The following is a 21977-nucleotide window of genomic DNA, read 5'->3' as shown; positions in this document are numbered from 1 at the left end:
TGGCAAGTGGAGGAAACTTAATGTGTTTCAAATGTAGACTACTGCTGATAAAGATAGAATTTATACGAAAAATGATGATGATGATTGCCCTAGAAGAAGGGTTTACAAGTAGTAATACGATTAAAATCAGTCAGGATCTAGATGTATTATTAAATCGGTTTGAAGCTACTTGTTAAAAAATGGTGGTGGATAACAGAAAAAGGATCTTTCGATAAGATCCTTTTTTGCTGTTGGTAGACAATTATTTGTTTCAAAAAAAATGAAGGCTGATGTTATTTAGTAGTACATCTTGATTGCTCGTTCATACTCTATTCAATCATTCTGTGCTTCAAAAAAGTCCCACATCATTTTTGAAGCATTAGGACCTTTTGAATCAGTATCTGATCCATTGTCATTTCCTCCTGACCATGCATGCCCCATATCCTCTACCATAATTTTTTTCATCCAGATTTTATTTTCTGCATCTATGTAGTCAGCCATTATGTAGCTATAATGATTTCCGTTGTCTTGTGACGTATAAAAAGCAGCATTTTCATGTAGGTTTATACCGAAATTCTTATATGTATAAATCCACTGCTGAATTAATTTAGACGCATTAATTGGATTGACTGTTGTATCTGATTGGCCATGAAACGTAATGATAGGAACAGGCCGTGCATAAGGTCCCATTTTTTTATAAGCTTCATCACCGTCAAGTTCAGGATTTAAAGAGCCATATAGCATGACTTCTCCAGCTGTGATGAGGTCTACAGCATACGCATTACTGCCTGCTGAATGAATGCCTACCGCTTTGAATACATCAGGATAAGCAATAGCCATCACATTTGCCATAAAGCCTCCAGCTGACATACCAGCAAGGTATATACTAGCAGGATCAACAGCATATTTAGCGGTTATGTGATCAATCATATCTTTTATTATGTCTGGCTCTCCATTACCGCGAAACTGGTTATACTCATAAAACCAATTCCAGCACCCGTTGGAATTAGCAAAATAATTCATTTGAGGATAGAGAACAATAAAGCCTTTTTCTTCCGCTAGCTTATTCATCTCCGTACCTGCAGCAAAATCATCTGCATCTTGTTGACATCCATGAAGCATAACGATTAATGGTACTTTACTTAACCCAGTATATGTACTTGGAACATACACCTTGTAGGTAAAATAATCATCATAATTATACTCTTTCCAAATAGGTTGAAAGAACACGCTCTGTAATTCTAGTAAAAACGTAGAAGCAGTTAAAACTGGGTTTGTAAAAAAGGAATATAAAGTATTCACGAAGTTTACCCTCTCTCTATTTCTGATGTATATACTCTTTATTTCGTTATACCACAAAATAATCCTTTTATTATGACGCTGATCTTTTTATATGCCTCTAATTATTTTTTTCTTCATTCTTTAGTCGTACAAATTCATACAATAAGTTACGCTTTGCGTTGGATAACAACTTTAGGTAATTTTATTAAACTTAGTATAACGAATACAAGCAAAAAATTTTAAAAGGGAGTGTTCAAAATGGCGAAAGTAAAGCCTGATTTTAAACATTACTTGAATGAGATCATTCAAGCCCTTATTACCACCAAATAATAGACAAAAATCCTACTACAGAAAAAAGTTGTACAGCACGGATAGCTTAGTAAGGCTAGCCCTTTACGATAGCGATAAAACAGTTGGTCTTATCGAAGAAGGCACGCGTGAATTTAGCTTGAAAGATCCTATCTTTCCATATTCTGAGCCGACTACAAAACAAATATTTTTTAAGAATATAAAAAAAGGACTGACTATAAAAAGCCAGTCCTTTTTTATGTTATCAAACGATTATTTCTTTAACTAAAATTAAAGACTGATGTTATTAGGGGGTACTTTGTCATCTGTCTTGAGCTCAGATTCTATGTATGAATCTTTAGAGGACTCTCCCATACGCCAATAAACAAGAAAGCTGATGGCAATACATCCTGCTACATAGAAAAAGAAAAGTGATTCATGGCCGATACTTTTTAACCATAGGGCAATAAATTCTGCAGTACCTCCAAATATGGCAACTGTAAGTCCGTATGGTAACCCTACACCAAGAGCTCGAATCTCTGTTGGAAAAAGCTCAGCTTTTACAATAGCGTTAATAGATGTATAACCTGTTACAATGATAAGTCCAACTGTCATTAATAAAAAGGCCATGACTGGGTTATGTGCTTGTTTCATAAAAAGAAACAGGGGTACAGTCAGCAATGTTCCCAAAATACCAAAGCTCATTAACAAAGGTCTGCGTCCAATTTTATCCGATAGCATACCTGCTATTGGCTGAATGACAACAAATACAAGCAGCGCACAGAAGTTAATCCAGCTTACGACTCCTTTATCTAGCCCTACACTGTTTACCATGAATTTTTGCAAATACGTCGTGTACGTATAAAAAGCGACCGTTCCTCCTAATGTTAAGCCAATAACGGTCAACACTGCTTTAGGATGCTTCATAAGTGCTTTAATAGTTCCGGCATTTTCACGACTTTCAGAGTCCATTTTAGAAAATTGCTCTGACTCATCCATTGTACGGCGCAGCCATAAAACGCTTAGCGCTCCGATGGCTCCAATGACAAAGGGAATACGCCAGCCCCATGAAATCATATCTGCTTCACTAAGAACGTTTTGCAGAATAATTTGAACACCTAATGCCACCAGCTGACCAGCAACAAGCGTCACATACTGAAAGCTTGAATAAAATCCTCTTCGCCCGCTGCTTGCCATTTCAGAAAGGTAAGTTGCAGACGTTCCGTATTCTCCTCCTAAGGAGATTCCTTGCAGCAAACGCGCTAGTACTAGAATAATAGGAGATAATAATCCTATGGTGCCATAGCTAGGAGTACAAGCAATAATAAAAGAACCGCTCGCCATAATTGTAATAGACAAGGTAAGTGCAGCCCGGCGACCATATCGATCCGCGTAGCGTCCCATTAATAAACTACCGATTGGACGCATCAAGAAACCGACGGCAAAGATTGCAGCTGTGTTAAGCAGCTGACTTGTTGAATCACCTTCCGGGAAGAATTGCGATGAAAAATAGACGGCAAAAGCAGAGTAAACGTACCAATCGTACCATTCAATTAAATTCCCAACAGATCCTTTGAAAATATTACTTGTAATACGCCTGTTGTTTGCAGCTTCACTGGTATGAGCCATGATTGATCCCTCTTTTCTTTGAGTGTTTAATGTTGGTTCTCCTGTAACATGAAGTAGTAAATAATTTACCAGCAAATCTTTTTAAACAGCTAGATTGTATTGCTTTCTATAAAACCTGTTCAACCAATTACTTATATAATGAGAGCGCTTAAAAAAGGTTGGATAATTCATTTCAATATCATCTATAGATAACAAAATAAGCGGTTTTAAAAGCGGTTGCTGTCTATTACATATGTAGTGTTAATCCTCCCTTCTATTTATATATTGTACTATCGATTTATTAGAAAATATAATATTTTCTAATTATTTATACAAAAATTTTACAAAGTTCGGCTTTCTAATTTATATGACAAACAGAAAAAAAGCCATGTTCTTTAAGTGAGAACATGGTTAAGAAAATACTCTTTTCAACTTGTGAGTGTAAGCTGCTTACATTTACATAATATGTAGAATAAACATAACTTGTACTAAGCTCTAACCTAAATTTAAGATAATTATCGAATTTTAATGTTATCCCCTATTATATATACAGCCATAGATGCTCTATAATTTTGTTGCATCGGCGACCTTAATTTGACTCATTTGATTTTAAATTCACACAAAAAGCGTTCTATCCCGAGATATTTTTCACCTAAGCTTGTTGTTTGGAAACCAAACTTAGAATAAAAGTTTACTGCCTCTTTATCTGTCTCAGCAAAAACCGAATGTATATCATGTTTCTTACAAAGAAAATTAATCATGCTGCTTCCTGTTCCTCTACCTCTTTCTCTTGGTAAAACAGCTATATGTTTTATAACAGCTTCTTTGGAGTTAAGAAATTCAACTCCTATACAACTAACGGTTTCTTCGTTTACTTCCATACTGTATAATTTCCGACTTTGCAAACAAACGTATTTTTCATATTCTTCATCAACCTTCTCTTCTAAAGTTGCATAAGATAACAGTTTTTTTATGGACGGACTTACCTCAGGTGAATTGATTTCTTTCATACTAGGGCCTCTTTCCCCCTATTACCTTATTAATAATTAGTTTGTTTCTTAGGGATCTTGCTGTTTGCCCTTATAAGAGAGAAAATAACTATATAAAATAATGAATGAGAAGAAATACCCCGAGAACTGGAGTCGCAGCTAACATAAGGTTTATAGAATTTGTAATTCTCCACTTCTTGTCCGTTTTTGATTCGGTGGCCAGATTGGCTCTCATCCGATCGCCACTTACAGCTTCTCCAGATATAATAATGGCTAGCCCTACTAGTATAATGAACACTGCCAAAAAGACTGTTTCTAAATTTACGTTAGCTATTGTACATGCCAATAAAAGAACAAAAGATAAAATGAACCCTCCAATAATTGATTTAATCATTTTTGTTTCCCTCCTAGTCTTTTCATAAAGTTCCCAAACATTAACTATATAATATCATTTTTCTATATTTTTACTTTTGGTTTTTGTTATTCTAACAGGTAAAAAGACAGCAATTAAGACAGCTAAAAAAGCGAAACGCTCATGTCTGAGTGCGTTTCGCTCAAGGGAACTGCATTTCAACTACCTTTTGTGATGTCTGCCGAACCTATGCGAATTACTTTTGATAAGTCACTTAATGTTAACTGTATCTGGTGACCTACACGTCCACCTGAAAAGTAAATCGTTTCACAGTTTTCTGCTGTAGAGTCAATGAAGGTTTCGAACTGCTTTTTCATTCCGATAGGAGAACACCCGCCGTGAACATATCCTGTAAGAGGTAACAGTTCTTTTTGAGGAATCATTTCCAAAGACTTTTCACCAGCTGCTTTTGCCGCTTTCTTTAAATCAAGCTCCTTTTCAACCGGTACCATGAAGACATAATGTTCTTTTGATTTCCCGACGGTCACCAGTGTCTTAAAGACTTTAGAAAGGTCCTCTCCGAGCGAAGTAGCTACCTGTACCCCACTCAGCTTTTTAGTGTCATAAGAATAATAGTTGTACTCAATTTTTTTCTGATCTAAAATTCGCATGACATTCGTTTTATCTGCTTTTTTACCCATAATTATCACCGATACCATCATAACACGTTTTGTTTTCGTATCTCCATATATTAGGATAGGTAGGTTAGTAAGGATTATTCATATCTTTTATTGTGATACAATCATTTGCGATAAGGCAATAAACTTTTTTAAATATCGTCCTTCCCTGTGTCGCAAAAATTTCTGTTCTAAAAGAAAGGCTTTATCCAAGGAATAGCTTGTGGAATAAATGCCATAATTACATAAATACAAAAAATAAGCCAAGAAGCAAGCTACACTTCTTGGCTTATTTATCATTTAGTATGCATCATTTAGTATGCATCATTAAGTAAATCAATAATTTCACCTGTTTTAGGATTCACTGAGTACCATCCATATGTGGCTTCGTGCGCTTCGCTGTAAGGTGTATTAGGGTCATCTTTTACATCTTCAAGATCGTGGATAACATAATTCCCATCCTCATCATCGTGGTCATAAACAACAATGTGTACCGGATCATTAATAGAATAACCTTGTTGTTTTCTAACTAACTCTTCCGCTTGTTCGTGAGTCAGTAATGTTTGCGTATCCTGGGCTGGTGCTTCTTCAGTAGCCGATTCTTCGCTACCTTGCGGATTTTCTTGTGACCCCTCTGTTGATGTAGTATCATCTGTTCTTTTTGCTTTTATCTGAGGTGTTTCCGACATACTTCCTTTTTGATATTTTCCATCATAGTAAACGCCTATTCCTCCACCAGAACTGGTACAGCTTGGCTGATAATCAACTTTTATATAACTTGTATAGTTAGTCATCGTAATCATACAACCACCGTCTATATCATCCGTTATTTGAGTAGCGACATTTCCTTTAATCTTTTCAGTTCCTTCCACATCCCCTGCGCTCACAATTCCCGTACTAACATCTTCTGGGTTGTCAAAATGATTTGCGTTTAATTTGAACTTAAACGTGTCGCCTTTTAAATTAGTAATATCTATTCCAGCGGGGTCTGTATCAATATTTCTGCTCCACGTGCTACCCCAGTCAACTTGACTAGGTGCTGATTCAGTTTTATCTGCTGCTTTCGTAGAATCTTCTTTCTGTTTATTCCCTGGTTTTGAGGAGTCTTTCTCTTTTTCTGTGACTTTATTTGGTTCTTTATCCGACTCTTCTGTAGCATTGTCTTTTGGCTCTTTTTTCTTGATTGCTTCGTTACTTTCTTCTTTTGCTTCTACGTTTTTCTTTGTTGCGTTCTCCTTGGTTTCTTGACTGCTTGTAGCGGCTTCCTTTTCACCTAAAAAACCACACCCGGTTAAGCTACCTACACATAACAGTAATGAAATTCCCAAAACAAAAGATTCCTTTTTCATCTAAAAACCCCTTTTTATGTATATTTATAGAACTATATTATCATTAAAATATTCGTTTTTTATATAAAAATGAATTTAATATGCTAAATAATAACTTTTCACCATCCTTAGACCCCGCTGTTTTCACAGAAAAAAAAGCCACTAGAGGCACTAGTGACTTTTTTATTTCTATTTATTCAATTGTGCTGGTGCATCCATACGTTTGTTTTCTATATCGCTACAGCTTTTCATCTTAACTATAAAGATGACATTTTACTTTATGCTTACTGTCAATCACTGTATCTTCAGGTGTTTCTTTCATGCAGCGGTCGAATGCGAACGGGCATCTTTTATGAAACGCACAGCCTGAAGGTGGATTAAGAGGAGAAGGAATTTCACCTTTAACCTCAATTTTTTCGCGTTTTTCATGTTCGTGAATTGCCGGGACAGAAGATAAAAGAAGTTTTGTATAAGGATGACGAGGATTTGAAAAAATCTCATCTGTTGGCCCTTCTTCTACTAATCTTCCTAAATACATCACGCCAACGCGATCTGCAATATGTCTTACGACGCTTAAATCGTGGGAGATAAAGAGATACGAAAGCTTCATTTCTCTTTGCAAACTGCGCAGCAAGTTTAAGATTTGTGCTTGAATAGATACGTCCAGCGCTGAAACCGGCTCATCACAAATGATAAGCTTTGGATTTAAAATTAATGAACGCGCAATCCCTATACGCTGGCGCTGACCGCCTGAAAATTCGTGCGGATAGCGGTTGTAATCTTCTTCGTTAAACCCAAGCTTTTTTAACAACTCAATGACAAGCTGCTTTCGTTCACTTTTTGCCCCTACATTATGAATCGTTAATGTTTCTTGAATGGAAGCACCAATTTTTTTCCTTGGATTAAGAGAAGTATGCGGATCTTGGAAAATCATTTGCAAATCTTTACGAATTGTTCGCAAGCGTGAGGCTTTAGATTCGAAAATACTTTCTCCATTAAACCGTGCTTCTCCGCCCGTTGGTTCTACTAATTTTAAAAGCGTGCGCCCCGCTGTACTTTTCCCGCAGCCAGATTCACCTACTAATCCATACGTTTCACCTTCATAAATATCAAAGGATAAATCTTGAACTGCTTTGATTTGGCCTTTTGCTTTCCCTAAAGCAGAACGAACCGGATAATATTTTTGCAGGTTGCGAACTTCAAGCAAGGGCTTGGCGCTTTGATGCTTTGCTTCACTAGACATACGCAACCTCTCCTTCTTGAATTTTTTCATAGTGCCAGCATCGAATGCGATGCGTATCATCGGCATGCTCTAAAACAGGTACTTCTTTATGGCATTTTTCCGTTGCAAATGGGCATCTTGGAGCAAAACGACAGCCGTCTGGCACGTTTGAAAGCGGCGGAACCGTTCCTGGAATGGATGAAAGCTCTTTTGTTCTATCTCCATCTAAGTGAGGAACCGACTTAATTAAGCCCATTGTATAAGGATGAAGTGGTTTTGAAAACAGCGTTTTAACGTCCGTTTCTTCCATCACTTGACCCAAATACATCACGGCTACTTTTGTACAAATATTAGCCACAACTCCTAAATCATGGGTGATGAAAAGCACGCCCATATTGAGCTTGTCTTTTAAGTCCATCATAAGATCAAGGATTTGCGCTTGAATGGTTACGTCTAAAGCCGTTGTTGGCTCATCGGCAATGAGAAGCTTTGGCTCACAGGCTAAAGCCATCGCAATCATAATGCGCTGCCTCATTCCGCCGGAAATTTCATGCGGATACTCTTTTGCTCGCTGTTCTGGAGACGGAATGCCGGTTAGTCTCAAAAGCTCTACGACTTTCTTTTGTGCTTCTTTTTTGGAGACTTTCTGATGCAGACGAATCACTTCAGCAATTTGTTTTCCAATTGGCATAACGGGATTTAATGACGACATTGGATCTTGGAAAATCATTGAGATTTCGTTTCCTCTTAGCTTTTGAATTTGCTTTGAAGTCATGTCTAATAAGTTTTTTCCTTCAAACAAAATCTTGCCGTCGTAGCTTGTTAAGTCTTCATCCAATAGCTGAAGAATAGATTCGGACGTTACGCTTTTTCCTGATCCAGATTCACCCACAATGCCTAATACTTCTCCTTTATTTAATTGAAGAGATACATTGTCAACAGCTGTTACTTCTCCGCTATACGTTGTAAAAGTTACTTGTAAGTCTTCTAATTTTAAAAGGGCGTTACTCAACGTTTTTTCCTCCTTTTCTTCAGCATTAAGTTTTTCGGATTTAGCCAGTCGCGCAGACCGTCACCAAATAAATTAAGGCCAAGTACAATTAAAATGATGAATACACCCGGAAACACGGTCATCCACCACGCGTTGTAAATCGCAAGCTTTCCGTCATACAGCATATTTCCTAAGCTCGGTGTCGGCGCAGGAATCCCGGCTCCTAAAAAGCTTAGCGAAGCCTCAGTTAAAATCGTTACGGCAAACACGTATGTTACTTGAACGATTAAAGGCGATAAGACGTTTGGTGCCATATGAAAACAAATGATTCGAAGTGAGCTTGCTCCTTGAGCTTTTAGCGCTTCAATAAACGTTTTTTCTTTTACAACAAGCGCAGCTGAACGAACAATTCTCGCAATCGAAGGAATAAATACAAGGCTCAGTGCGATAATAACGTTGCTTGTTTTAGGTCCTAAAGCAGACATGATGGCAATTGCTAGTAAAATAGATGGAAAAGCAAACAAGCCGTCACAAATTCTCATTAAGATATAATCAAGAATTTTATAATAAGAAGATAAAAGTCCAACGATTAAACCAAGTACAGTAGCAACAATCGTTACTGCAGCTCCAATCATTAATGATATTCTGACGCCGTACATTGTCCGGCTAAATACATCTCGTCCAAAGTTATCCGTTCCAAACCAGTGCGTGCTAGACGGCGGTGCTAATCGATTTGCAGGGTCGATTTGTAAGCTGCCAAAAGGAGAAATGAGCGGAGCAAAAACAGCAATCAAAATAGATAATAAAATAAGTATCGCTCCTCTTACTAGCAAACGATTTGAGAAAAAGCGCGCTGCTGCTGGGTTTCTTTTTTCTTTGCAGTTACTGAAATGGTCTCTGTATTTTGTTGTGCGTTCACATTCATCACCCTCCTTTAATCATGATAAGAATTGCGTACACGCGGATCGATCACGGCATACAGCAAATCAACAACTAAATTGATGACCACATAAGCAACCGTAATTAAAAGTACGGCTCCTTGAATAAGCGCGTAATCACGGCGTTCAATTGATGAAACAATCAGCTGACCTAACCCCGGGATGTTAAATAATGATTCTGTTACCGCCGCTCCGGTCACAAGCCCCGCAAATGATTCTCCGATAACTGTTAAAATCGGTAAAAAACTCACGCGCAGCGTATGCTTAAGCATAATTGTGCGTTCATTTAATCCTTTTGCTTTTGCCGTTTTAACAAAGTTCTCAGAAATGGTATCGAGTAAAGATGAACGCGTCATACGCGTAATTAATGCAGCTTGAATAGCTCCAAGCGTAATCGTTGGTAAAACTAAGTACTTTAAATACTCAAATAATCCAGCATTTAACGGAACGTATCCTGAAACAGGAAAAATTCGAAGCTGTACCGCAAAAAGCAAAATAAGGAATGAACCGAGAAGAAAGCTAGGAATGGAAATACCTAAAAGGCTGGCTCCCATAATGCTTTCATCACGAATCGTTCCTTTGTGTTTAGCTGCATATATACCAAATAGTAAAGCAAACGCCACGCCAAAAATTTGCGCGAGTATAGCTAGAGAAACCGTAGGACCTACGTTATCCCAAATTGCCCCGAGCACAGGTTTATTTAAAAAGTAGGAATAGCCAAAATCTCCGTGAAAAATGTTAGATAGCCAGATAAAGTATTGATTGACCACGGGCTCATCCAATCCCATTTCCTTGCTCAGCGCTGCAATTTGTTCTGGACTTGCGCCTTGTCCTAAAATGATCGCTGCAGGACTCCCAGGCGTTAAGCGCGTAATTAAAAACACAACAATAGATACAATGAATAAAACAGGAATTAGTGCAAAAAGTCTCTTAAGTGTATAAGCTCCCATCGTAAACTCCTTTCTAAAACAGAGAGCATAAGCTCTCTGTTTATTAGAATAATAAGATATTATTTTGTTAAACTCATATTGTAGAAAATTGGACCTAAATTATACTCATAGCCTTTTGCATTGTTAGAAACGGCATTGATGTTCACTTTATGACCAATAAGCGTAAACGGAAGCTCGTCCCATACGTATTGCTGAATTGCATCAATGTCACCGCGAGCTTCTTTAACAGAAGGAGCAGCTTTAATTTTGTTTAAGTAGTCCATTGATTTTTCAACTGATGTCCCTTTTGTAGTCCAGAATCCTTGGAAGATGGTAGAACGAGCATTCCAGTCAACAGGATAGATGTCCCATTGGCTTGTATCACTCATTTTATCGCTGAATGTCGCCCAGTCGTATACTTCGAGTTTTACATTCATACCAATGTCTTTTAACTCTTGTTGAACCACAACAGCTGTATTGTATTGATCTTGGTAATCACGAGACGCCATTAAACGAATTTCTTCCCCGTTATAACCAGATTTCTTCAAATATTCTTTTGCTTTTTTCTTGTCATGCTGGTTGTATTCTTCTTTTCCAGCTGTACTGTAGTAGTTTGGATACTCTTTGTTCACAATGGATGAAGAAAGCTTGTAATAATCTGAGCTTCCGTAAGAACTGTCTAAAATGTCTTTTGAGTTAAGAGCTGCGTTAACTGCTTTTCGTGCATTGATATCTTTGAAGACGCCTTTATCTGTGTTGTAGAAAAGTCCCATAAATCCGCCTGGTGATGTTTCTACTTTTGCATTTTGACTGCCTTCAACTTGTTTGGCATTATCGCTTGATACAGATAGCGCAACGTCAAATTGTCCGGTTGTAATACCAGAAATCCTAGTTGACTCATCGCTTACGAAACTAATCTTAATTTCATCGACGTGAGGAGTTTTCTTAACTTCGCGGCCTTTCGAAGAATAATCTTTAAATTTCTCTAATAAAAGATATTGATTTTTCTTCCATTCTTTTACTTTATATGGACCTGTTCCTATGTAGTCTTTGATCCCTTCATCAGATGCATTGTCAACCACTTCTTTTGGTAAAATAGCTGCTGCAGGGATTGGATCAGCTAATAAAGATAGCGTGTTTACATTTGGTGATGGTAAGTGAAGCTCCACCGTATAATCACCGGTTTTTGTCATTTCAGCACCAGAGAAGTTTGTTTTCCCAAGGGATGATAGCTTAATCCATCGGTTAATAGAAGCGACAACATCATCTGCAGTCATTTCTTCGCCGTTATGGAATTTAATCCCTTTTCTTAACTGGAACGTGTATGTTTTTTTATCATCGCTAATATCTACTTTAGACGCTAAGTCAGGCTTAGGATTTCCTTTGTCGTCTAAAATCATTAACCCTTCATAGATACTGCGCGTTGCATCTTTCACGTCGGAGTCCCCAGTGATTTGAGCATCCAGCGTTGCTGGCTCACTTTGAGACGCGACGTTTAGCATTCCGCCTTCTTTTCCTTCTTTTTCACTTGAAGAATTTTTACTTGCGTTACCACTGCACCCTGCTACCATGAGGACAATGGTTAAAAGAGAAATGAAAAGTAAATAAGTCCTTTTCACTAAAATCACTCCTATTTCCTTGTATAAAATTTTAATCCGACTATAATAAGAAGAATAGTAGGAATGTGAACAATTGTAGCACTACCTTCTACCTTTGGCAATTAGTATTTTTAACATACAGAGGCTATTATACCATTTTCTATTAAATAAATAGGGTATATATGTATAATAGTTGAACAAAAGAACCATTTATTTCTTATAAAGCAAGCGATTGAACACACTTTATCAACGCAGTAAAAAAGAAAGAACATCTCAAGAAATGGTAATTTAACAAAAAGGAGAAAACAACAGTGGGATTTTTAATTGGTATATCAGGAAGCATTATTGTGGATCAAGGAGGACGCTTTCCAGGCTATAAGCGAGCGTATGTGAATAACGACTATATCGAATCAACAGCGCTCAGCGGCGGAGTTCCTTTTATCTTGCCAGTGCTAAAAGACGAAGAAATGATTAAAGCGCAGGCAGAAAGTATAGACGGGTTGATTTTATCAGGTGGCCAAGACGTTAACCCCCTTTTATACGGAGAAGAACCGACAACCAAAACGGGTTCACCTTTTTTAGCACGAGATCAGTCTGAACAGCTATTGTTAAAGCATGTGATCGATCAAGGAAAGCCGGTATTAGCAATTTGCCGCGGCTTACAAATTTTAAACGTTGCTTACGGAGGCACTCTTCATCAAGACATGTCAGACATTAAAGAGTCATTTATCAAACATGATCAATACAACAATACAAGCGACCCTTCTCATTCCATCATGATTAAAGACGGAACACGCCTGCATGAACTTTACGGTAATCAAGCTCTTATTAATTCATTTCACCACCAAGCTATTAAAGACGTAGCGCCAGGTTTTGAAGTTTCCGCGTGGGCAAAAGATGGAGTCATTGAAGCCATTGAAAAACAAGGAGAACAATTTGTAGTCGGCGTCCAGTGGCATCCAGAAATGATGGCAAAAGAACATACTTCAATGCTAAACTTGTTTAAACTGTTTATGGAGCATGTGCAGCAGTCGGCTGTAAAAAAAGTCAGCATTTGACGTTTCAATCTACTGCGTCACCAATACAAAAAAGGCAGGCCGTTATAATGGCCTGCCTTTTTGTATTACCTGAAGATACGCATAGGAATTTAAACAAATTTTCATCTATTAATTAGGTAAAAAGAAGAAAAACAGCGCAAGCATCTTTAGCTTTTACAATATTTCAATATACCCATCTGTTCCATGTACGCGAATTCGCTGTCCGTCTTTTATCAGCCGAGTAGCATTCTCTACTCCGACAACCGCTGGCAATCCGTATTCACGTGCAATGACTGCTCCATGAGTCATCAGTCCGCCAACTTCCGTAACAAGCCCCTTTATTCCTACAAATAACGGGGTCCAGCTAGGGTCAGTAAAGGAAGTGACTAATATATCTCCATCTGATAGATTAGCATTTTCCATGTTTAAAATGACGCGCGCTCGCCCTTCAATCACTCCTGAAGAAACCGGTAAACCTACAATTGCTTGGGACGGAAGATTTTCTCGTTTGTACGCACCTGTAACAATTTCGCCATGAGATGTGATTACACGCGGAGATGTTAGCTTTGTGTATAATTGGTATTCTTCTTTTCGCTTGGTGATGATTTGATCATTCACTTTATGTGTGCGCACGACTTCTTGAAGTTCGTCAAACGTCAGATAGTATATATCTTCTGTTTCAGAAATAACACCGGCTTTTACAAGCTGAGCGGCTTCTTTCAGCAGAGCCTGCTTATAAACAAAATAGCGATTAATCATGCCGTATTTGGGATATTCACGATAACCGATAAAATTTCGGATGAGATTAATCTTTTCTTTTGTTTCTTTTGCTTTTTGTTCACCATCCGGCAATTGCTTCAAGCGGTTTAATAGCTCTTGCTCTTTTTTCAAGGCTTCCTGCAGGCCTTTTTCAAATTTTTGCTTGCTAGCGTTAGCCTCAAAGTTTTTAATATTACCAAGAATCACAGGGATAAGTGCAGACGGCTTTTCGCTCCAGCGAGTTTTCGTAATATCGATTTCGCCGGGGCATCGCATTCCGTATTTGCTGAGATAATCATAGATAGCGACTTGAGTTTCCTGTCCGCCTTCAAACTTAACCAGTTTCTCCAAAAAGTTATCATCTTTTACGTGCTGTAAATAATGGATGACTTCTGGATAAGGACGAATCACATCTGCGACATCCAATAGCGCCAGACCCATTTCTGAAGTAATATTGTTTGGTACAGATTGAGAAAGCGCATCTGCTGCGTTTTTTTCACCTAGCCACGTCTCCATTTTTTCATTGATCCATGATGAAGCATCCATAGCGGCCATAAACACAGCTGAACTTTGTGGGTCAAATAAAATCTTCTTTAATGTCCCGATATCTTCTGAAATAAAATCGACTAATTCCGACCCAGATTTCGTCTGGATGGTTTGTTTTAGCTCTTCTATTGATGCTTGATTCTTCTTGATCAAGTCAGAAACGATGGTCGAGTCGTTTTCCATTTGCGCCTTAGGCTTCGTAGAGGGAACGCTTTTATTGCTTTTACCAGAACTTTGATCATTTGGTAAAGGTTTTATAAAGTCTCCTCGCTCTATTATGCTTGTAAGTGCGTCTTTCATGAGCGGATCATGTTGTCCCATGGCGCCTAACATCATTTTTCTGCTGTCAGGTGAAGCCAGCATAGGGGTGACATCAACAAACAGCCTTCCACCGGCTGTACGCATCGGTGCATTAGTCGTTAACAGAAAAAAAGACAATCCCAGTGGTTTCATGGCATCGGTCATCATTTGTTGATGTCCCACAGATACATACACGCGATTTTCCTGATCATGTGCTTCAGGAATTGGATATAGAGTAGTAATTGGACGACTTTGGACAATATAAAATGTATCATCAGCCAAGCACCATTCAATATCTTGAGGACAATCAAAATAAGCTTCAAGCTGTCTTCCAACGCGTTCTAGCTGTAAAATTTGAGAGTCAGTGAGCGCTTGCGTTTTTTGCAGATCGAAATGAACTTCCTTCGTTTCTGTTCCGCCTTCTTTTAATCCGTAAATAGCTACCTTTTTAGCTGCTATTTTTTTATCGACGATTTCTCCTTCTTTTACTTTATAGCAATCGGCAGAGACCAAACCTGACACTAGCGCTTCTCCAAGTCCAAATCCCGCATCGATTGATAACAGCTTTCGGTTAGAAGTAATTGGGTCAGCGGTAAATAAAATACCTGAAGCCTGCGGAAAAACCATTCGTTGAACAATAACCGATACGTGCACTTGACTATGGTCAAATCCATTTTTAATACGGTAGGTTACCGCGCGATTTGTAAACAGGGAAGCCCAGCATTTGCTAATGTGCTGCAGAATGGCTTCTTTGCCTCTGATGTTTAAATAGGTGTCATGCTGACCAGCAAAAGAAGCATGTGGCAAATCTTCAGCAGTCGCACTTGAACGAACTGCATAAGCATGCTCTTCCCCAAACTGAGAGAGAGAATGAATAACTGCTTTTACAACGTCAGAAGGAATTTTTATTTCCAGAATGATTTGGCGAATTTTTTCGCTAATTTCACCAATTTGATCTCGGTCATCAGCTTTTAACATCGTCAGCTGGTTCAGTAACGCTTGAAACGTTTCATTTTGTTCAAGGGCTTTTTGATACCCGGCCGCTGTCACACAAAATCCGTCCGGTACTTGTATTCCTTGAATTTTTGATAACGCCCCTAAATTTAAGGCTTTTCCTCCAACAAGTGAAAGCTGTGTATCTTTTATTTCTTGAAAGCTAAGAACTAAAGAGTTCATTCAACATCTCTCCTAACCGGTAATGTTTTATTGATTTTACCAGCAGTAAATGAGAATAAACAGTCTATATCGACGTTTTTTTATGTGATATAATTAAAGTAGGAAGAGAAATACATACCTTTTTGTTTGCGGTTACATATTTAAAAGTTGTATAACTAACTTATCTAATTGATTCGTATCCTTTTTAAAGCAGGTAAGTACACGTTTGAAGTATTTGTTGATCTTCCTCATTTAGCACTTTCTTTTTATAGGATAAAATTTCAGCAACTCTCCTCATTTTAACCCTTCTTTCATTTGGTCACCTGAAGAGTCTAGCTCATTAGATGACTAACTCTCTTTTTTTGAACTATTCCGAAACCATAGTATTACGAATGTATCTCTTCGCTCGTTTTCTAGCAAGTGTATAAATAATTACCTGCAGCACAAGCGCCGCAAGGCTTATCAGTACTACTTGTTCGACAGAATTAAAGGGCGAAAAATATTTCTCCCATTTAGAATCAGGAAGCCTTAATGCGTTATAAAAATATGAAGTACTAAAAGAAATTATATTTCCTAAAATAAGTGATAAATCCGCTCTAATAAGCCCACTTAGATAAGACAGTGCTACTGTAACTATGGCCATGATTATATAGTTTACCTTTGAATCATCCTCAAAATCTTTTCGCATAGATAAATAAACGTATGGAATGCAATAAACGCTAAAAATTATAAAAGGAAGTATTCTTCTCATATAGTAATCTCTCCAATATTTAGGATTCGACATAGTTTTCTATTATTATAAATTACCAAAGGGAATTTTTTCTAGTTTTTTGTACGCAGAGAGTGTAGAAATACTTATATGTATCATGATCGTTTGTAGAATCATTCTTTAAGGCAAAGTAAAAAAGCACGCTTATGAGTGCTTTTTTACAGCATATTTATTTAAACAGGACGTGTGTTTTAATCGAACATTTTCTGTTTACTGGTAACAATTACTTCTTTATTTTTCTCCTAAAATGGCTACAGGGCTAAATACCTTGTAATGAATACGTTCGTTTGGTATATCCCATCTACGTAATGCTTTAAGAATAGCTTCCATAAACGGAATCGATCCACAGAAATAAAAGACAGCTTCTTTTGAAGGAACAACGGATTGTAACAATTCTAAATCAATATAACCTTCTTTATCAAAATCAGTACCAAGTCGATCCCCTTCATTAGGCGAACTATAAAAGATGAAGGAGGTAACATTTTCGTTATTTCTGTTTAGTTGAGCCACATGTTCTTTAAAAGCATGCGTTTTACCATTAATACTTGCATGAAGAAAGGTAACCTTACGTGTAGGTTGTTTTTCTACAATGGTATTCAGCATACTAAGCAAAGGCGTAATGCCTATACATCCACTGATTAGTACAACGGGAAGTTCACTGTGATCAAGTACAAAATCTCCAGCAGGAGCTGAGAACTTAAGAGTATCTCCTGTTTGAACTTGTTTATGTAAATAGTTTGACACGATTCCTGCTGGCGCACCGTCATGCGCATCTTCTCGTTTTACACTGATTCGATAATAATCCTTTCCAGGGGCTTCAGAAAGACTATAGTGACGAATATGCGTGTATTTCTCTCCTGGAACATTTGCTGCTAATGTAAGGTATTGTCCTGCTTTATAAGAGGCAATTTCTTTCTCATTTTTAGCTTTTAAATAAAAAGATGTTACGTTATCACTTTCTTATACCTTCTTATCTATATAAAAGCTTCGATACCCTCCCCAACCTCCAGATTGACTTTCTGTCTCTTCGTAAAGAGCTTCTTCTAGCTCAATAAAAGCATCGGCAATATATCCGTACGCTTTTCCCCATGCTTCAATAATCTCATCTGAAGCTGTATCTCCCAAAACATCCTTTACTGCTTGAAGTAAAGTTTCACCAACGACTGGATATTGTTCTGCCTTTACCCCTATCGCACGATGCTTTTGTGAAATTCGTTCAATTACAGGTTTAATGGCTTCTAAGTTTGTAATATGTTCCCCTGCAGCATACACGGCATAGCCTAATGCTTCCTGTTGAATTCCTCTTTTTTGATTTGTTTGATTGAACATATTATACAAATCTGGCGCTTTTTCAAATAACAATTCATAAAATCTCTTTCCTATTTGTTTACTATGTTCCTTCAAAACTGGCACTGTTGATTGGACAATTTCAATCGTTTTAGAATCAAGCATATAACATCGTTAAGTGAATCTATGAAAAATGGTTAACTACTCTTTAAGCTTATACTAATTATGTATGGGAATTTTATGTAAATAAACCTTTTTATTACGTGAAATGAACATCAATTAATTCACTTAATCTCATTTAAAAAATCTGTTATTTTAATGGTTTTTACCACTGCATCAATAATCATTTTTATGTTCTTTATTCCATTAAAGCGACAGATTTTTGAAGATTTTAAAATTACTATTTCTTATCGCACTAAAGGACCCTTTACTTTAAGTGCAATCTTTCACAATCTGCAGTGTTTCTTCATTTAATAAACTTAGTTTTCTCTTATTCGGCTTATATCTACTCTAGGTGGAAAACCAAACATTCGGGAATATTCTCGACTAAATTGCGATTGACTTTCGTATCCCACCCTGAATGCGGCCTCGGCTACATCTGTTAATTCTGTTAATAACAAGCGCCTTGCCTCCTGCAATCTCAGTTGTTTTTGAAACTGAATAGGGCTCATTGCCGTTACCTCTTTAAAATACCGGTGTAGCGATGAAACACTCATATTCGCTATTTCAGCAAGCTCTTCAATACGAAAAGACTCTCCATAGTTATTAATAATATGGTCTATAACCTCTCTTATTCTAGAGGCATGGCTACCTTCTAACGCCATTTGTTCAAGTGCTTCGCCGTGTGGACCATGTAGAATCCAATAGAGAATTTCTTTTTTTAATAAAGGGGCGAGAACAGGGATATGTTTTGGAGCGTCTAGCAAAGATGGTTCTATTTTGCTAACATACATACCTCGTTTTACGTTCTTTCCTTGCCCCGTTTTAATATCTGTACCATTTAAGATCTCTAAAACCTGGCTAGAGGTAAATTCAAGTTTCAAGGCTAAATATGGGGACTCGGCTGAGGCTTTGATGACTTGACCTGTAACTGGCAAGTCAACAGATGCCACAATATAATGACCAGAACCGTATAAAAAACGTTCTTCTCCCAATAATACCTCCTTCTCTCCTTGGAGGATAATGCAAAAGGATGGCTCGTTAACTCTAGAAATGGGTTCAGTAATAATGGATTCGCGGATGAGAAATAAAGATGGAATAGTAGTAGAGTGAACACCATCCTGCTTCGAAAAGCGTTCAATAAGTTTAGCAAGTTCATGTTGCTGTTTATAGGGGTTGTTAGACATAACTTATTCTCCTTTTATTTATTTTTGGTTTATTATAACGGATATTCATTGATTAAGTAAGAGGACCTAAGAGGATTAGGCAAAAACTTGATAGCAATGTGCTAATGGTTTCTTTATTATTTATGACATAATTAACCGTAAATAAGTCACGAGAAATGTGATAAATAACTAAGAGAGAGGAAGCAGTTAAATGGAATATGTAAAACTTGGTAATACAGGCTTAGATGTATCTCGACTTTGTCTTGGATGTATGGGTTTTGGGGACGCCAACAAATGGCTTCATCAATGGGTGCTTAATGAAGAGGACTCTCGCCTTGTTATAAAAAAAGCCCTGGACTTAGGGATTAATTTTTTTGATACAGCAAATGTATACTCACTGGGTACAAGTGAGGAATATCTTGGACGAGCTCTTAAGGATTATGCTAATCGTGATGAAGTTGTCATAGCAACTAAAGTACACGGACAAATGCATAAAGGTCCAAACGGCTCTGGTCTTTCCAGAAAAGCAATTATGGGTGAAATTGATAAAAGTCTTAAGAGGTTGGAAACTGATTATGTAGATCTTTATATCATCCATCGCTGGGATTACACTACCCCTCTTGAAGAAACGATAGAAGCATTACATGACGTGGTGAAGGCTGGCAAAGCAAGATATATTGGTGCTTCTGCCATGTACGCTTGGCAGTTTCAAAAGGCATTACATGTGGCTGAAAAAAATGGTTGGACTAAGTTTGTGTCCATGCAGAACCATTTAAATCTAATATACCGTGAAGAAGAACGAGAAATGTTGCCTCTTTGTAAGGAAGAGAAAATTGGTGTCACTCCATATAGCCCTCTTGCATCTGGGAGATTAACACGTGACTGGTCAGTAACAACACATCGTTCCGAGACAGATCAAATTCAAAAATCTAAATACGATGCGACTGTGGACGCAGATCGATTGGTTGTAGAGCGAGTAGCATTCATGGCAGAAAAACATGGTATACCTCGCACACACATCGCACTTGCCTGGTTACTACAGAAAGAATTGGTAGCAGCTCCTATAATTGGTGCTACGAAAATATCACATCTTGAAAATGCTGTAGGTGCTTTATCTGTTAAGCTAACAGATGAGGAAATTGCGTTTCTTGAAGAGCCATATGTACCACACTCAGTAGTTGGCCATAATTAATAATGACCGATTAACGTGTTTCTATCTCTATTGAACTTTCATTATGGGCTACCTCTCTATAGTAATTAGAGGTGGCTTTTTATTTTAATTTGATAATATGTTTATTTAAATTAGTTCTGTATATGATATAGAACTCTAGCCACTATAAAGGCCGAATGAGTAGGTAACGAAGTCGTAATTCTTTAGATACTATGTAGCTGTTTAAGTAAATAAAGAGTAGGTAGTGATGCAAGTTGTACCTGTCTTTTATATGCTTATCATTGTCTTCACATATCTCTTTATAAATTGGACGAGAAGTTATAATATTCCCTAACGATTAAAGCAGATCCTTATGAAAGATAAGAATGACGTGAATAACCATAAATAAAAAAGAAGTCACCCCTTGGTAACTTCTTTTTATTCTAATATGTGTGTGTAATCAATATTACAAGGAATAGCAGGGCCCAAAAACCATCTGAAACTTGTATAGTAGAAAGGAATTTATAGAAAAGCTGTTAGGGTTTATTCCCTTTAAATATAATCTTTCTTTTCTCCTGTTTAATCCGTTTTAAGCGCAGTTCTATCTTTTTATCTAACGCTCTATATAGTATTTCGCTAGTTGTGCATATACAAAATAAGATTATAGTAATGATTACAGCTTGTGGTACATCAAAATAGAAACACAGCATGACTATGAGTAGGGACATAGCGTAAATGGAGTTGATTACCCATCTTCTATTTCTATGAGCTTCAAGGTTTCTTTCAAGTAACTCTTTTTGTCCTTCTTCTTTTTTTGTATTCTCTAAATGGTTGTACGTATAATTCATTGTTGTTTCTCCCCTAAAAAACTAATTTTAGATTATGCACGCATTATATTTCCTATATGATCCAATTAAGAAAAAAATGGTTTTTCCTTTTTATTATAAATTAATGATTAGTAAAAGTTTAGACCTAATTTTTCACAAAAAATCTAATACGTAAATCTTCTGTTTGTTAAAAAAGAACACTTATAAATTTGATTTCTTCTCAACAAAGTAACAGCATAGTTGGGTACGCTCAAAGAGAAAGCTGGCTTCTTATAATCGTTTATATTTACTGTCTTCATGTATTTAACTTATACGAAGCGAACATCGATAAGTACGTTTAATCTCATTTTATTCTTTAACTTAAATACATCATCAATGAAGACAATTAGTTCCCCTAGGGAGTCAACAAACTGAATGAATCCTGTCTCCGTTATGCATTGACCTCTCTTATAATATGTAAGGTAGAATTGTTTATTTGTATGTAAGGCTTCAATTAAGGTGAAATTAATTTGTTCCATTTGATCTTCTGTTAAAGAAGGTTGAGGTATCTCTGATTGCTTTTTTATGATTTCCTGTAATCCTATGTATTGCTCTGGCATAGTGGCGAATGGTCTCCATTTTTTCATTCCTCTGTTTTGCATA

The 21977-nt window shown here is 37.2% G+C and carries 19 protein-coding genes and 1 pseudogene; 3 read left to right on the top strand and 17 right to left on the bottom strand.

Going from position 1 to position 21977, the window contains the following annotated elements:
• Positions 1–20 precede the first annotated feature (20 nt).
• Positions 21–176, top strand: a complete 156-nt coding sequence (locus tag Q5794_RS09650) for an aspartyl-phosphate phosphatase Spo0E family protein (protein WP_016763750.1) — start codon at positions 21–23, stop codon at positions 174–176.
• A 136-nt stretch (positions 177–312) separates the two neighbouring features.
• Here Q5794_RS09650 and Q5794_RS09645 read toward each other — a convergent pair whose 3' ends face one another.
• The 11 genes from Q5794_RS09645 to Q5794_RS09595 all read right to left on the bottom strand — a co-directional run bounded on the left by Q5794_RS09645 (position 313) and on the right by Q5794_RS09595 (position 12201).
• Positions 313–1281, bottom strand: a complete 969-nt coding sequence (locus Q5794_RS09645) for an alpha/beta hydrolase family esterase (RefSeq protein WP_374989024.1) — start codon at positions 1279–1281, stop codon at positions 313–315.
• A gap of 558 nt (positions 1282–1839) precedes the next feature.
• Entirely contained in the window at positions 1840–3177 is a 1338-nt protein-coding gene (locus tag Q5794_RS09640; RefSeq protein ID WP_192997704.1) for an MFS transporter, read from the bottom strand.
• Between the two features lie 578 nt (positions 3178–3755).
• Positions 3756–4166, bottom strand: coding sequence for a GNAT family N-acetyltransferase (locus Q5794_RS09635; RefSeq protein ID WP_214987814.1), 411 nt, complete (start codon positions 4164–4166; stop codon positions 3756–3758).
• A gap of 88 nt (positions 4167–4254) precedes the next feature.
• The gene (locus tag Q5794_RS09630; protein ID WP_374989023.1) at positions 4255–4539 is read right to left on the bottom strand and encodes a DUF5316 family protein; all 285 of its coding nucleotides are present in this window, start codon (positions 4537–4539) and stop codon (positions 4255–4257) included.
• Between the two features lie 176 nt (positions 4540–4715).
• Positions 4716–5198, bottom strand: coding sequence for a Cys-tRNA(Pro) deacylase (ybaK, locus tag Q5794_RS09625; RefSeq protein ID WP_192997702.1), 483 nt, complete (start codon positions 5196–5198; stop codon positions 4716–4718).
• Between the two features lie 290 nt (positions 5199–5488).
• On the bottom strand, positions 5489–6523 hold the full coding sequence (locus tag Q5794_RS09620) for a hypothetical protein (RefSeq protein ID WP_374989022.1): 1035 nt from the start codon (positions 6521–6523) through the stop codon (positions 5489–5491).
• Positions 6524–6755: 232 nt separating this feature from the next.
• Positions 6756–7745 (bottom strand): ABC transporter ATP-binding protein, encoded by a 990-nt coding sequence (locus tag Q5794_RS09615; RefSeq protein ID WP_268576351.1) that lies wholly within the window; start codon positions 7743–7745, stop codon positions 6756–6758.
• The gene (locus tag Q5794_RS09610) at positions 7738–8736 is read right to left on the bottom strand and encodes an ABC transporter ATP-binding protein (protein WP_192997700.1); all 999 of its coding nucleotides are present in this window, start codon (positions 8734–8736) and stop codon (positions 7738–7740) included. Before Q5794_RS09610 ends, Q5794_RS09615 begins: the two co-directional genes overlap by 8 nt.
• The gene (locus tag Q5794_RS09605) at positions 8733–9548 is read right to left on the bottom strand and encodes an ABC transporter permease (protein ID WP_374989021.1); all 816 of its coding nucleotides are present in this window, start codon (positions 9546–9548) and stop codon (positions 8733–8735) included. The genes Q5794_RS09610 and Q5794_RS09605 overlap by 4 nt, the downstream gene beginning before the upstream one ends.
• 101 nt (positions 9549–9649) lie before the next feature.
• Positions 9650–10603 carry an ABC transporter permease gene (locus Q5794_RS09600; protein WP_013082737.1) on the bottom strand — a complete coding sequence of 318 codons (954 nt, stop codon included), beginning with the start codon at positions 10601–10603 and terminating at the stop codon, positions 9650–9652.
• 59 nt (positions 10604–10662) lie between these two features.
• Positions 10663–12201 (bottom strand): ABC transporter substrate-binding protein, encoded by a 1539-nt coding sequence (locus tag Q5794_RS09595; protein WP_374989020.1) that lies wholly within the window; start codon positions 12199–12201, stop codon positions 10663–10665.
• 290 nt (positions 12202–12491) lie between these two features.
• On the opposite strand from Q5794_RS09595, the gene Q5794_RS09590 reads away from it, so the two are divergent.
• Positions 12492–13238: a gamma-glutamyl-gamma-aminobutyrate hydrolase family protein gene (locus Q5794_RS09590; protein WP_214987800.1), complete on the top strand. Its 747-nt coding sequence runs from the start codon at positions 12492–12494 to the stop codon at positions 13236–13238.
• A 153-nt stretch (positions 13239–13391) separates the two neighbouring features.
• On the opposite strand, the gene ppsA is transcribed toward Q5794_RS09590, so the two are convergent.
• The 4 genes and pseudogenes from ppsA to Q5794_RS09570 form a co-directional block, all read right to left on the bottom strand.
• On the bottom strand, positions 13392–15998 hold the full coding sequence (gene ppsA, locus Q5794_RS09585; RefSeq protein WP_214987799.1) for a phosphoenolpyruvate synthase: 2607 nt from the start codon (positions 15996–15998) through the stop codon (positions 13392–13394).
• 346 nt (positions 15999–16344) lie between these two features.
• Complete coding sequence (locus tag Q5794_RS09580) at positions 16345–16728, bottom strand: hypothetical protein (protein WP_214987796.1); 384 nt, start codon at positions 16726–16728, stop codon at positions 16345–16347.
• A 249-nt stretch (positions 16729–16977) separates the two neighbouring features.
• Positions 16978–18198 (bottom strand): annotated as a pseudogene (gene hmpA, locus Q5794_RS09575) (NO-inducible flavohemoprotein).
• A gap of 314 nt (positions 18199–18512) precedes the next feature.
• Positions 18513–19379: an AraC family transcriptional regulator N-terminal domain-containing protein gene (locus Q5794_RS09570; RefSeq protein WP_374989019.1), complete on the bottom strand. Its 867-nt coding sequence runs from the start codon at positions 19377–19379 to the stop codon at positions 18513–18515.
• Positions 19380–19569: 190 nt separating this feature from the next.
• On the opposite strand from Q5794_RS09570, the gene Q5794_RS09565 reads away from it, so the two are divergent.
• Positions 19570–20550 (top strand): aldo/keto reductase, encoded by a 981-nt coding sequence (locus tag Q5794_RS09565; protein WP_374989018.1) that lies wholly within the window; start codon positions 19570–19572, stop codon positions 20548–20550.
• A 494-nt stretch (positions 20551–21044) separates the two neighbouring features.
• On the opposite strand, the gene Q5794_RS09560 is transcribed toward Q5794_RS09565, so the two are convergent.
• Together Q5794_RS09560 and Q5794_RS09555 are read right to left on the bottom strand one after the other, a co-directional pair.
• Positions 21045–21356, bottom strand: a complete 312-nt coding sequence (locus Q5794_RS09560) for a hypothetical protein (protein WP_192997691.1) — start codon at positions 21354–21356, stop codon at positions 21045–21047.
• A gap of 287 nt (positions 21357–21643) precedes the next feature.
• Positions 21644–21976 (bottom strand): YolD-like family protein, encoded by a 333-nt coding sequence (locus Q5794_RS09555; protein WP_214987790.1) that lies wholly within the window; start codon positions 21974–21976, stop codon positions 21644–21646.
• Position 21977: the final 1 nt, after the last annotated feature.

This window comes from Priestia megaterium, from assembly GCF_041941685.1.
Taxonomy (GTDB): Bacteria; Bacillota; Bacilli; order Bacillales; family Bacillaceae_H; genus Priestia; species Priestia megaterium_C.
This window is presented reverse-complemented; position numbering and strand designations above follow the sequence as displayed.